Genomic DNA, 13,093 nt, shown 5'->3' on the forward strand with positions numbered 1-13,093 from the left:
ACACCGTTTCCCATTATTAATTTCTATTCCATCTTGTTATATGAATCTATCTAAAATACCACAGCTTCAACATCTAGACGCTAACAACTTTTTTCTACTCTCTGGACCTTGTGCCATTGAAAGTGAGGAAATGGCGTTGCGAATTGCAGAGAAAGTGGTGGAAATCACGGCGAAGCTTGAGATACCTTACGTTTTCAAAGGGAGTTTCAAGAAAGCTAACCGCAGTAGAATCGATAGTTTCACGGGAATAGGTGATGAAAAAGCCTTAAAAATCTTGCGTAAAGTGAGCGAGACTTTTAATGTTCCAACCGTCACTGATATTCATGAAGTAAGTGATGCCGCCATGGCTGCAGAATATGTAGATGTACTGCAAATCCCTGCGTTTCTAGTACGCCAAACAGACCTTGTGGTCGCCGCTGCAGAAACGGGTAAAGTAGTGAACCTTAAGAAGGGACAATTTATGTCTCCTGAGAGCATGAAACACGCTGCAATGAAAGTTACTGATTCTGGAAACGAACAAGTGATGATTACAGATCGTGGTACTATGTTCGGTTATCAAGATATGATTGTTGATTTTAGAGGTATTCCTACCATGCGTCAGTACGCACCAACGGTTCTAGATGTCACACATAGCTTGCAGCAGCCCAATCAATCTAGTGGTGTTACCGGCGGCCGTCCAGATATGATTGAGACGATTGCGCGTGCAGGAATAGTGAACCAGGTGGACGGTCTATTTATTGAGACGCACTTTGATCCCGCTAATGCTAAAAGCGATGGAGCGAACATGCTTGACTTAAAATATTTGGAGGGTTTGCTGACTAGGTTAGTAAGCATTAGAAAAACCATCAACTCATTTAACTAAGCTCAACTAGCTTTCAGAGCTTATATTTTGAAAAGATTCTCAATGCAAATTGTTACTAAATCGTCGTTTAATTAGGTTTTGAATACCTAAAAGAGAGCTATTTGCGCTTCATTCACGACCATATTTTCTTCACAAAATCAAAAAAATTTTAAGCAAGCTTCATTTTAACGAGTAATTGTATCGATTAAAGTTATTTTTCATAGTCCTACGTCGATTAATTAAGTTTTCAAAGTGATTTGTAAGTAACAAATTTACTTTTGTAGTTACTAAATTTACCCAAATGAAAAATATCTTTACTCTAATAATGGCCGTAACCCTATCTACAGGTTTTTTTGCACAGGCGCAAATTGGGGTTAATACAAATGCTCCTACCGCAAACCTTGACGTCAATGGTACCCTAAGGGTAAGGAGCTTGGATAAGACTAACGAAAGTTTCCAGGCAACTGGAGATGTCGTTTACATCATGGGTGTGGATGCTAACGGTAACGTTATCCCAATTGAAATTGATGAAAATATTGTGTTGGAAGGCAACAAGCTTAGGGTTCAACTTCCTGCAACGGATCCTACTCCTAGTGAACTGCCTAACGGTCAAACATTGGAAGAATTATATGAGCCAGGTTCTGATGCCTTAATTAATGACATGGATTTGGGCATAGTTATTTTACCAGGAGATAGAAGAGGCTCAAAGCCAGTTATTAGATTGAGTAATGACACCAATAATGAAGAAGTTACCATCACAGGATTTAAAGCTGCATCTGATGGAACTATGGCTTTTATTTATCCGACATCTGGAACAGTGAAAATTTTAAAGGAAAACGAATCTTCATCTGAAGAAAACAGGATCTACGGAGGTATTAGTGCAAATGATTATACTGTCAAGAAAAATGAAATGTTGCTAGTTATGTATGACGCCCAAATCAAAAGATGGGTTGTTGTATCTAAGTTCTAGAAATATTTAGATTGAAAAACTGGCCTTAAAACCGTTTGTAGTTTATAAAAATAGCTCTTCAACACCTTGTTGAAGAGCTATTTTAATTCTCAGCACTCAGCATGGAACAACAGTCCATTTCCAAAGAGGCTCTTAATCCTGTTAAGGTACCTTAGGCAAGTTAGAATAGGCTTCTAGAAATAACCTTAATAGACTACACAAGGCCCCAGCATTAATATTATCCGCGCAAAGAAGAGTAGTTCAGAATCGTTCTATGACTGACTGGAGAAATCTACCACGAAGCTACCGACCGTTACATAACTTATAGGTAATGTCTAAGGTGAAGTACTAAATCGTATACTAGGATTTGATAAGGTTATTGATAATCTTATCTAGGAAGTCCTCTGCTTTAAACGGCTTGATCAGATAATCATCCATCGAGGAATCGGCCATTCGGGTTTCAATTTCTATTTGCTCGACAGCTGTAAGAGCCACTATTGGCACACTCTCGTCGAAAGCCCTTATACGTCGCGTAGTTTCAAATCCATCGATTCCAGGAGGCATATTAATATCCATCAGGATGAGGTCATAACTTTTCTCTTTAGCCATTTCAACAGCCTTCAGACCAGACTCCGCTATTTCATATTTACCCTTGTAGCTTTCGATAATCTTCCTAGTCACTAATTGATTGATCTTGTTATCCTCAACAATTAGAATAGACTTGCCACGTAAGTCTTCTTGTTTATTTATTCTTGGGCGACTTGGACTATGATCAGAAACCTGGGCTTTTTCCAACTGCAAATTAAAATGAACGGTAGTACCTTCTCCAACTTGACTGGTAATCTCTGGATTGGAATCCTGTAACTCGAGAATCTTTTTAGTTATCGGCAGACCTAATCCTGTGCCTTCGTTTTCCTCATTATGGTTGATGAATTTAGCCTCGTCAAAAATATCCTGCAGCTTATGTTTTTCAATTCCTTTACCAGTATCCTTAACTGAAAAATGTAAAACATCGGATTTGTCCTTAGAACTGCGATGCTCGATTCTCAAGAACACTTTGCCCTTCTTGGTAAATTTGTTTGAATTACCCAATAAATTGATGAGGACTTGCATGAGCTTGACAGCATCTCCTTTATAAGTTTCCGAAACTTTGGGGTCTATCTCGATTTGAAAATTATTCGTGTGATCAGGCGAGATAAATTTTGCAGACTCCACAGCATGGTGGCAAAGCTCTCTAATATTAAAAACCTCCTGTACTAAAGAGTTGTTCGTAGACCTATTTAATTTGTTCATTTCCAGAACATTATTTATTAAGGACAATAGATAATCAGCACTATATTTTAAAGACCTCACGTTCTCCATTTGAGTTTCAGGTATTTCATTGTCTTCCATCAAAATATTGGAAATTCCAACGATACCATACATAGGCGTTCTTAGTTCATGACTTATTCTGGAGAACAAAGCGTTTCTTGCCGTCAGTAATTTTTCACTTTTGTCTTTTTCCTTTAAATACACTGCATTTTTCTCTATCAGATCTTTATTCAATTTTTTAATCCTGTAAAAACCTATAAATAGGATAACGACTAAAATTATTGCTATAAATAAAGCGATCGACGACCATAGAATAGTTGCTTCAAGTCTACTCGACCTGATCTCTGCCTCCATCGTTCTCTTCATCTCGTCAACTTCAAAACTAGCTCTGGCATTTTGAACGGCTTCAATACGGTCGGTTTCGAATTTTCTATTTTGAATTTCATCCAATTTTTCAGAAACCTTTAAAGCTTCCTCAAAATTTCCCAGCGCCTTATGAGAGTTTATCGTGTACTCATAAGATTCTATTATCACCTCAACATAATCGACAGATTTTGCCAGGTCAACACTTCTATCGAGCTCTTCCAGTGCACGTAAATAATCACCTTGTCGGTAGTAATACTTACCTGATAAGAGTCCGGCTGTCGCAGAATAAACGTCTATATCAAGTGTATCGACCAGTCGGTTAGATTCTATCAAGTAAGGAAAGGCAGCATCGGGATCACCTAATTCCAAATAGCATTCTGCAATATTATAGTTGATAATGAATAATCCTACTGAATCAGAATCGTCAGTAAGCTCAAGAACTTCTTTATATTTTTCAATAGCTTGTTCAAACTTACCTGTCAAAGCGAGTACGTTACCCAGATCGATGTTGGCAGAGATTAGAATCTCTAGCCTCTCCTTCTCTGGGGCATCGACCGTTTGATAAATTTTAGCTTTCTCAAGGGATTCTTCAAAAATGCTTATAGCCGTTGTAGTATCTTCTATTTTGATCAAAGCATTAGCGAGATTGCTAGATATCAACGTATAGTACTGATATAATCTTTTATCGTCACTAAGCTCTCTTCCCTTTTTACCTAATTCAATAGTAGTCGCGTAATCCTGACTTTCATAGGCTCTCCTTATTTCGTCACGTAATTTATATAGCTCTTCCCTTTGAACCTGTTCTTGTTTATCGTCCGAAACTTCCGTTTGAGCGTGGCAAATGAGCGTAGCGACAAACAAAACGATGGTAAAAAAACATCTTTTAAAAATTATGCTCGTTGTGTTCAAAAGCGCTGTGATTCTATATTAGTTGGTATAAATTTAAAAAATGAAAATACAACTTTCCTATGGTTTGAGAACCCATAAGTTGAAATAAAGCTTTCATAGACTTATTGTCCTTAAGGCATTTCTGATTTAACGATTATATGATATCTGAACAGAAAATGAAAAAGATTCTTGAATATGCATTGTATAAGAATTCGATGAATGCACCTTTCGAGATTCAAAAGATCTTTTAATTTCATCAAAAAGATACCGTTAATCGAATTTATGCCCAAAGCATCTTAATTAACCTTATTATTGTAGGTGATGGAAACCATTGATCACCATCATCTTATAAGATCCCTTTATGTTGAAAATTACTTTTCTGTTCCTATTCTCTGCAACTATTGCGACCGCACAAGATCTGACATTGACCTCTGGCAGCAGCTTGTCTATCAATGATGGTGGATCACTTTATATAAATGGTGCAGAATTACAGCCTTCTACCAACTATGATCTACAAGGACCCAACGAGGTGACCTCGTTTGAAACTCCCATTTCGAGTCCACAGAGTATCAAAAAAGTAATCATGTGGACTAACCCGGTAGAAAGCTACAGTGGAATGGTTCATTTCTACTATGACAACCAGGATTTGAATGAGATTGAAGAAGCAGATCTAGGATTGATGATCAAGGACCTTAATGAAGAATGGATCCTATTGGACAGTAATTTGAACGAGCAGGTAAAGAAGATGACGTTTAATTTTTCAAACCCAACACACATAACCGCTATAACAGCAACCAGCAAACAGTCTTTAAGTTCATCTGAAATTAGAGAAGCAGACATTCAAGTATTCCCAAATCCCACGACATCTACCGTTACCATAGCTTACGATAAAGCGATAAATGTCCAGGTCTTTAATATGCTAGGCAGTTCCATCCTTAAGACGTCTAGCAATAACATAGATCTTTCGTCTTTAAGTACAGGTACCTACGTACTCCAAATAATGGACCAACAAACTGGTGGTTCCATCTATAAAAAAATCATCAAAAACTAACTACAGTCTATACCACTGGATAAACTGATTGGTGATTTTACTTCCTTAAACTTCCAGAATCTAATCTGAGTGTCGGCATATTTTTATGCCACGTATCTAAGTGAATATATCGCTTTCGCGAAAGCGAATACATTAATCTACAGGCCAATACGATCATTTTACACCTTCTTGAAAGAGAAAATCACTTGGAAAATCAATAGATGGTTACCATTTATTATTAGAGAAGACCATTAAAAATGATTTTGGAATGTTAAGCCAAAATGTTTATTGGTCATCCTTATTCCTATGTAAGAATAAAACTCACGAAAGAGTTGAATCCTTCAGCACTCTCCACACCATTGAAGCCTAAGTTTTCCAAATTACTCAAGTCATAATATCACAATTTATCACGATTAAAACTATCGATACGGTAATTATGATCACAAATAGTTGCTGTATTAATAAATATATTCAGAAATAAATAGTAAATTACTGCTAGATAACAATCCTTAAATCTGCTACTTATGAAAAATCTACTTTTAGGGTTCATGCTGGCTATTGCAGGCATCTCCACAGCTCAAGTCTCCATGGAGATAAATGGATTCTCTTCCATTAAAATTGATAGTGACGCGATGATAGAGATAAGGTACGCGCCAACTTCTAAGATTCAGTTCAATGGTAATATGGAAGATATGAAATCAATGATCTCTTCAACTTCAAATAGATTGCAGGTTAATGGTGGTAATTCTGCCACAAAAATCAGAATCTACACTAGAGACTTGAATGCCATACAAATATCTGGCGCGGCAAATGTTACTGTGAATGGTTTTAACGCACTGGACAGACTTACAGTAATGACTAATGAAAGTGCTAGTCTAGATCTAGGAAATACGAGAATAAACGATCTATCCATTAACCAAAATGGCAATAGTAACGTAACCGCTACCGGTGCGACTTCAAAAACTGTCATTAAAGATGGAATGGTAGTTTCATCAAGATAGATGCGATTTTCTCCACTATCAAATGCCTTGTTCACAAGGCATTTTTTGTGACTGGACATTCCAGTTTTCCACAATAATCCAGTACGTTATAAAAATAAGATCAGCTGATATTTAGAGATCGATCGACTTATAGATATGAATATTTCGCTTTCGCGAAAGCGAAATTATCTCCTTTTCTATTGCAGGATTCTATCTTTTAATATTACTTTGTAACTCAAAGTACTTTAATATGCAGAAAAATAAATATGCAGATGATCTGAAAGAAATACGCCAGATCATGGATAAATCCACCCGAGTGTTATCGCTGTCTGGTTTGAGCGGCGTCCTGGCTGGGATCTATGCACTAGTGGGCGCTTACATAGCGCAGTCCATCGTTACTGAGGCCTACAATAACGGGTATCAAGACAGCATGAGTTTGTTCTTGGAATTATCTTTTCAAGAAAATACAGCGCTACAGCTACTGCTTTTATGTGGAGTAATTCTGGCGCTTGCGTTAGTGACGGCGTACATTCTTACCTATCGCAAGGCAAAAAAATCAAATCAAAAAGTCTGGAATAAACAATCCTTTAGACTACTGGGCAGTTTTGCGGTTCCAGCATTAACGGGTGCTATATTTACCTTAGTCTTGTGGCAATATGGACTGGTGGGTCTTGTCGCGCCAGCGATGTTGATCTTTTATGGTTTGGCTTGTTTTAACGCCTCAAAATACACCTTTGGAACCGTGCGATATTTAGGTTTAACCTGTATCGCTATAGGTTTGGTAAACACTCAATTTATAGGTTACGGATTGTATTTCTGGGCGCTTGGTTTTGGGGTTTGCCATATCATTTACGGAACGATTATGTATCTTAAGTTTGATAGGAAATATTAGGTTTTATTACTCCAACATCATCAACAGATTAACAAAGCATGAGCATCATCACAAATCTTAACAAGGCCTTTGAAAACCGCATACGACTAGGAATCATGTCTGTGCTTATGGTCAACGATGATGCCGATTTTAAAGAGTTGCGGGATCTTCTGGAAGTCACGGATGGCAACCTTGCCAGTCACTGCAAGGCGCTTGAAAAAGAAGACTATATTTCAGTTAAAAAATCATTTATCGACCGCAAACCCAACACAAGATATAGTATTACCGATTTAGGTCGTGCAGCATTCAAACAACACCTTACCGCACTTGAAAAATTACTAAAATGACAGGAAAGGAAATTTTTTTATTCTTTTACTTTGTATTTCAAAGTACTTTATATTATTCCAAGATTTATCTACATCAATTATTCTACTTCATTAAAAACAAAACACCTTTAAACAAACATTCATGAAAAATATATTATCCATCGCCGGCGGTTTGCTGTTTGCACTACTTTTCCACGATCAACTTCTGGGAATCAACGTCTTGATATTTTCGGTCTTTTTAATCATCGCCTTGCTGGTGAGCAACAAAAAGGTGGCTTGGACCTGGCCGCTGACTGCAAGCATGATTGGCGTGGTTTTGAGCGCCGTTGCCATTGCCTATCATGGCTCCACACCAGCGAAGTGGAGTTACTTTGCTTGTATCTTTCTATTCTTGGGATACCTTGCCTATCCTAGAGCCAGCATCTACATAAGTCTGATCAATGGGGTTTACAATTCCATTTTGGGAATCTTCCACGGGTTTTTATACCCGTCAGCTGATTCCCAAGAAAAATCAATACAGAAAATAAAATATGGTGAATGGATTCTAGGTATAGGTATACCGTTGGTACTGGTCGTTGTTTTTGTTTCCTTTTACAGTAATGTAAATCCGGTTTTTGATAAATGGCTCAATACCATCCTCGCCGAGTTTGAATACATTGATTTTCTCTGGTTCTTTACCGCTAGTGTGGCTACCTTTTTAATGCTCAACATCATCCAGCCCAATACTATCGAGGAGCTAAAACAAGCAGATGCCCGCCAAGGCAACCTATTGACACCAGCCACCACCATTGATCCATCAAGTGTAAAAACAGAATTGAGAATAGGCACCTTATCTCTAATCGCACTGAATGTATTGCTGGTATTGGTATTAATCTCTGAATTCATGTTTCTGACCCATTTATCTGATTTTACCGCTGCAGATCTTTCCAAATCGGTCCACCAAGGCGTTTACTCGTCCATAGCCAGCGTGGTAGTAGCCATTTGTTTGATCGCCTTTGTTTTTAGAGGATCTATCAATTGGTTAAAATCCAATCAAACCATCAAACTTCTCGCCTATGGCTGGATGGTGTTGAACAGTTTTTTGTTGGTCACCATTGCCATGAAAACATGGGAATATATCACCTCGTATGGCCTAACTGAAAAACGTATAGGTGTTCTTATATATCTGGTGCTGTGCCTCATTGGGATCATTACTGTCTTTATAAAGGTTCAAGGTGCATTTAACTTTGCATTTCTAATGCGTAAGAACCTGAGCTGGAGTATAGCAGTACTTGCCGTACTGGGCTGGATCAATTGGTCTGCGGTAATTTCCAGATATAACATCAAACATGATTTTGACAACACCTACCAACTTTATCAACATTTCCCACAGAATGCATTTGTTTTAAAACAAACCAACCATTATGAAGAGGTGACGTCGCATGATAAGATGCGTTATTCAAAGAAAATTGATCCATCACATCTTCAGGACCGCAACTGGCAGGAATTCAACTATACTTTTTACAAAGCGTCTACCTATGAAAAATAGAATTTCTCAGTTTATGATCTTGAACAAGATTGCTGTTTTCTTTGCTTTGGGTTGTTTTGTCATAGGTGGTCTACTATTTATTCTATCCTTTTTAATTCCAGAAGATTATCTTTTAGGTTTTGGAGTACTATTTTTTTTCCTAGCCATTTTAGGCAATGGGATATTTTTAATCTGTATAAGCGTACGACTCCTTTTGACTAAAACCTACAAAGAAAACTTTTTCACGCTGTACTGTATCCTCATCAATATTCCTATAACAATAGGGTATATAAGCATTAGATTCATATGACTAGAGTATCCATAAACAATCAGTTGCACCGAGAAGCTGTCAATACTACCGCTTTAACAGCCATATGTTTATTGATTCTAGCGTTGCGCATCAAGATTACTCATGAGCATTACTTTTTATTCATGGGGTGGAATTTATTTCTTGCTTTACTGCCATATGGAATGATGTGGATTTTGAAACGTCGATATTCATATTTGGAACTACTTCCCGAAACTTTAAGACGGCTGATTTTTTCGGTCTACTCGGTCTTATGGCTCTTGTTTCTGCCCAATGCACCCTACATGATTACAGATTTCATTCACCTTGAAATAGGTGCGACCTATTGGTGGCTGGACTTTATTTTGCTTACTGCTTATGCCATAACTGGATTGTATTACTTGTACTTGAGCATTAAACACTGGATGGATTTGATGTCTGTAGTATTTACTGGATGGAGTAAAATCCAGAAGTCAACAACAGTTCACCTTATCTTCCTTTTATGCTCGATAGGTGTTCACTTAGGTAGAAACCTGAGATATAATTCATGGGATCTCTTGCATCACACTAAAGACTTGGTTAAAGATTCTATGGATCTTTTTACAAACCCAATGCATTATTATTTTGAATGGTTTCAGATCACGGCAATGTACATGTTGTTGTTTTTGGGTCACGTCTTTTACAAAACGATGGAACGATATGTTAATTAGAAAATCAAGACGAACCTACATCGTCGCTACTTTACTCTTACTTGCAATTGAGATCATCATTGCGCTTTATATCAATGATGATTTTATAAGACCTTATCTAGGCGATCTGTTTGCCAGCATGGTAATGTACGGTTTACTTATGTCGGTGAGCAGGTTAAGCGTTCGTAACGGGATCACACTTGCCCTGCTCATTAGCTATGCCGTTGAATTTCTACAATACATTCAAATTGTCGATAAGTTGGATTTAATGGGTAACAAAATAGCCCGCATCATGATAGGGACTTCCTTTTCATGGATGGATCTTTTGATGTACTCACTAGGTGCATTGTCAGTTTACTTTCTTGAAAAAAACATTTCTTGTAAAAATGCTTTCAAACACTGAAAGAAAATGAAACATGGTCCTAAAACTTTGTCTTCGGCTCGTATACGTAATCTTCTAAATATTCAAACCTATGAGTCAATTTTCCATCATGGGTTGTCATTCTGGCGCGTTCCAGGATACCGTCAGCGTCGTTATTGAAAAATGCTGGTAAGACTCGATCGATAAACATGTCACCAAAACCTTCGCTAGCATCCTTGGGCAACTCACAGGGCAAGTTGTCTACAGCCATAACCGTTATGGAGTTCTTTGTTTTAAAAGGAACTTCAGTCTCTGTAGCAGGATCATATCCATAGATGGGATCTTCAATCGTAGATGCTCGCAGCGTGCATGCAATAGGCCCATCAATATCGCAACTTACATCTGCCACCATTGAGATATTGAAATCTGGAGACTTCATGTCTTCTCTCGTGAAAAAATAGGGTGCGCCGTCACCGTAAAAATGACCCGTGATCAACATGCCGCCTACAGCTGCAAACTTCATAAAATCAGACTCCAGTAATTCTGGAGTATTGTAGCATTCGGTTTTTGTAGGTTTAAAGCCATCTTTTCTAGTATAATAATCTTCTACGTCAAGCTGCGTAAAAACGATCTGATTGTTTTGAAACTGTCCCAATTGTAGAAATTCTTTGGGCAACAATTGTTTGATTTCAAGAATCTCCAGTATTTCCAAAATACCACCAGCGACCTTACCGCTTCCCGTGATTACGATATTGATAGGCGGCAACTGATTCTTGATTTTATTAAGTTCTGTCTTTACCTCATCAAAATCTGCCAGGTCATTCACCTTGGGCATTTCAAACAATCCATCTCGCAATCCCAATGCTCTAAAAGCATTGTAAGCGCCTACCAGTCCAGCATATCTACCAAAACCTATCAGCCTATTGTTGTTCTCATCCACAATAGTCTCGTGATCGTACAGCTCGATTTTCTTGTCTAAAATTGCCCGCAACAAGTCTCTATTATAGGGTTGCTTCTTTATGGTATGAGAGAAAAAAAAGTATTTCTTTCCAGCAATCAACCCGTCGATAGGCACTTCTTTAACGCCTAACAGAACGTCTGCATCTGTGACATCGGTAACTACTTCAATGCCTTTTGCCATGTAGGCGGCATCGTTGAATATTCTAATTGCAGAGGACTCTGCTACAAGTTCCGCTTTCGCGAAAGCGTCTTTAAAAACAGCCGCTTGAACAGGCGACAACACCACTCTTCTATCTGGTGGACTCTTGCGTTCCTGAATCAATGCGAACTTCATAATAGACGATTTTGTATTGCCGAAAGATACTAAATGAAGCCCTGTGATGGAAACTGGAAACTTTTAAATGCAGGTTTTATATAGATGTAGCGAGGCATGTGTATGATAGGCGTTTTGGCATGGTTTTTACACAAAATCGTTGATATTAGGTTACTTTTGTCAACCCAAATCGAGAGATTGCTTTGGGATTGCTGATCAAATTTTGATGAGTAAAATGGGGTCGACTGGTTTTGACAGCGAGACTGGGTTGATCGTAAGCATGTAGAGCGCTGGGCCATAGCTCTTAAATCTCATGATTCATCTTTTTTAAACGGCGAGAATAACTACGCCCTAGCTGCATAATCCGAATCATAGTAGGATAATGCCTCGGCTCACAAGGTGAGCAAGCAGGAATTCTCTCAAAGGCCTTGGTTTATGGCACTTGATCTAGAGAATTCGTAAAAATAGACCTATCCTCATCAGGGCTTTGATGTTGAGGAGACACTTAAGCGAAGACAAGCGGTGCTTTGGTAGTTATCGACCGGTGCATCGACTGAAATTAAATGATGACTAAACATGTAGAAAGCGATGAAGTCGCTCGTTTGGACGGCGGTTCGAATCCGCCCGACTCCACAGCACTAAACCACATATGACAGAATTTCAGTTTTATGTGGTTTTTTATTTAAACTTCTTGCCGATAATTTGCCTAAATATTCTTTAGACTATATTATGGAATCGATATCAAATCATCAATATGGAATCGCACTTTTATGCAGAATTTGGAAAACCAATCTGTAAATAGCTTCAATAGTATAACATTCTGCTTCTAGGTGAATTGTAAAGCCTAAATTTATATGCGGAATTTTAATAAATCAAGTCAAATTTGATTTAGCCTACAACAAATCAAACAATCCAAGCAACCACAAGGTTAGTTCTGTAATATACGTGTTTTCAAAAAATGTTTATTGATATCATGGATTGTAAACAGATTAAAGGTTTATATGCTTAGAACGAAGTTGCTTATGGGTAAAATACAGGATAAATGCCACGCATTCTTCGTATAACACTTTATTCCTATTTAAAATCAAAACATCATGAAGGAAGTGCAAAAACTACTAGTTCCATGTTGATTTTATCTTCGTTAGATTTAAAAGGTAGCCTACTAATGTTTTTGAATTGATCCCTATTCTAGACACGAAAAAAATGATGTTTAAAGAAGAGGCATTTCGTTAATATCGAAGAACCATTGGTCAAAATTAGGGATATTAATGAAGTAGATTTGAGGCAACCGATTTTTCAATGACCATTAAAATTATACTAAGTTTACGTACCCTAATATATCTGCCGAAAGGTTATTTCAGAAAAAGTTGCCTAGAATGCCAAAGTTTCTATTCCTTATTTTATTCTTGAGCGCG

At 37.7% G+C, this 13,093-nt stretch carries 12 protein-coding genes and 1 other RNA gene; 11 read left to right on the plus strand and 2 right to left on the minus strand.

Features of this window, described 5'->3' with window-relative positions; translation table 11 throughout:
* Positions 1 to 40: 40 nt before the first annotated feature.
* Positions 41 to 862, plus strand: a complete 822-nt coding sequence (gene kdsA, locus AAU57_RS13820) for a 3-deoxy-8-phosphooctulonate synthase (RefSeq protein WP_055413474.1) — start codon at positions 41 to 43, stop codon at positions 860 to 862.
* A 280-nt stretch (positions 863 to 1,142) separates the two neighbouring features.
* The gene (locus tag AAU57_RS13825) at positions 1,143 to 1,811 is read left to right on the plus strand and encodes a hypothetical protein (RefSeq protein ID WP_156340207.1); all 669 of its coding nucleotides are present in this window, start codon (positions 1,143 to 1,145) and stop codon (positions 1,809 to 1,811) included.
* 339 nt (positions 1,812 to 2,150) lie between these two features.
* Here AAU57_RS13825 and AAU57_RS13830 read toward each other — a convergent pair whose 3' ends face one another.
* Entirely contained in the window at positions 2,151 to 4,376 is a 2,226-nt protein-coding gene (locus AAU57_RS13830) for a response regulator (RefSeq protein WP_156340210.1), read from the minus strand.
* Positions 4,377 to 4,716: 340 nt separating this feature from the next.
* On the opposite strand from AAU57_RS13830, the gene AAU57_RS13835 reads away from it, so the two are divergent.
* The 8 genes from AAU57_RS13835 to AAU57_RS13870 all read left to right on the plus strand — a co-directional run bounded on the left by AAU57_RS13835 (position 4,717) and on the right by AAU57_RS13870 (position 10,447).
* Positions 4,717 to 5,406 carry a T9SS type A sorting domain-containing protein gene (locus AAU57_RS13835; RefSeq protein WP_055413477.1) on the plus strand — a complete coding sequence of 230 codons (690 nt, stop codon included), beginning with the start codon at positions 4,717 to 4,719 and terminating at the stop codon, positions 5,404 to 5,406.
* 503 nt (positions 5,407 to 5,909) lie between these two features.
* Positions 5,910 to 6,386 (plus strand): GIN domain-containing protein, encoded by a 477-nt coding sequence (locus tag AAU57_RS13840; protein ID WP_156340213.1) that lies wholly within the window; start codon positions 5,910 to 5,912, stop codon positions 6,384 to 6,386.
* Positions 6,387 to 6,615: 229 nt separating this feature from the next.
* A complete protein-coding gene (locus AAU57_RS13845) occupies positions 6,616 to 7,257 on the plus strand; it encodes a hypothetical protein (protein WP_055413479.1) in 642 nt (213 codons plus the stop codon).
* Positions 7,258 to 7,295: 38 nt separating this feature from the next.
* Positions 7,296 to 7,583 (plus strand): winged helix-turn-helix domain-containing protein, encoded by a 288-nt coding sequence (locus AAU57_RS13850; RefSeq protein WP_055413480.1) that lies wholly within the window; start codon positions 7,296 to 7,298, stop codon positions 7,581 to 7,583.
* Positions 7,584 to 7,704: 121 nt separating this feature from the next.
* On the plus strand, positions 7,705 to 9,090 hold the full coding sequence (locus AAU57_RS13855) for a DUF4153 domain-containing protein (RefSeq protein ID WP_055413481.1): 1,386 nt from the start codon (positions 7,705 to 7,707) through the stop codon (positions 9,088 to 9,090).
* Positions 9,080 to 9,379 (plus strand): hypothetical protein, encoded by a 300-nt coding sequence (locus AAU57_RS13860; RefSeq protein WP_055413482.1) that lies wholly within the window; start codon positions 9,080 to 9,082, stop codon positions 9,377 to 9,379. Before AAU57_RS13855 ends, AAU57_RS13860 begins: the two co-directional genes overlap by 11 nt.
* Positions 9,376 to 10,065, plus strand: coding sequence for a DUF1361 domain-containing protein (locus tag AAU57_RS13865; protein WP_082438638.1), 690 nt, complete (start codon positions 9,376 to 9,378; stop codon positions 10,063 to 10,065). Before AAU57_RS13860 ends, AAU57_RS13865 begins: the two co-directional genes overlap by 4 nt.
* The gene (locus tag AAU57_RS13870; protein ID WP_055413484.1) at positions 10,055 to 10,447 is read left to right on the plus strand and encodes a DUF2809 domain-containing protein; all 393 of its coding nucleotides are present in this window, start codon (positions 10,055 to 10,057) and stop codon (positions 10,445 to 10,447) included. The genes AAU57_RS13865 and AAU57_RS13870 overlap by 11 nt, the downstream gene beginning before the upstream one ends.
* A gap of 19 nt (positions 10,448 to 10,466) precedes the next feature.
* On the opposite strand, the gene AAU57_RS13875 is transcribed toward AAU57_RS13870, so the two are convergent.
* Positions 10,467 to 11,699, minus strand: a complete 1,233-nt coding sequence (locus AAU57_RS13875) for an NAD(P)-dependent oxidoreductase (protein WP_055413485.1) — start codon at positions 11,697 to 11,699, stop codon at positions 10,467 to 10,469.
* A 216-nt stretch (positions 11,700 to 11,915) separates the two neighbouring features.
* Here AAU57_RS13875 and ssrA point away from each other — a divergent pair.
* Positions 11,916 to 12,314, plus strand: a transfer-messenger RNA (tmRNA) gene (gene ssrA / locus AAU57_RS14920).
* Positions 12,315 to 13,093 lie beyond the last annotated feature (779 nt).

It is taken from the genome of Nonlabens sp. YIK11, assembly GCF_001413925.1.
In the GTDB taxonomy this organism is placed as follows: Bacteria; Bacteroidota; Bacteroidia; order Flavobacteriales; family Flavobacteriaceae; genus Nonlabens.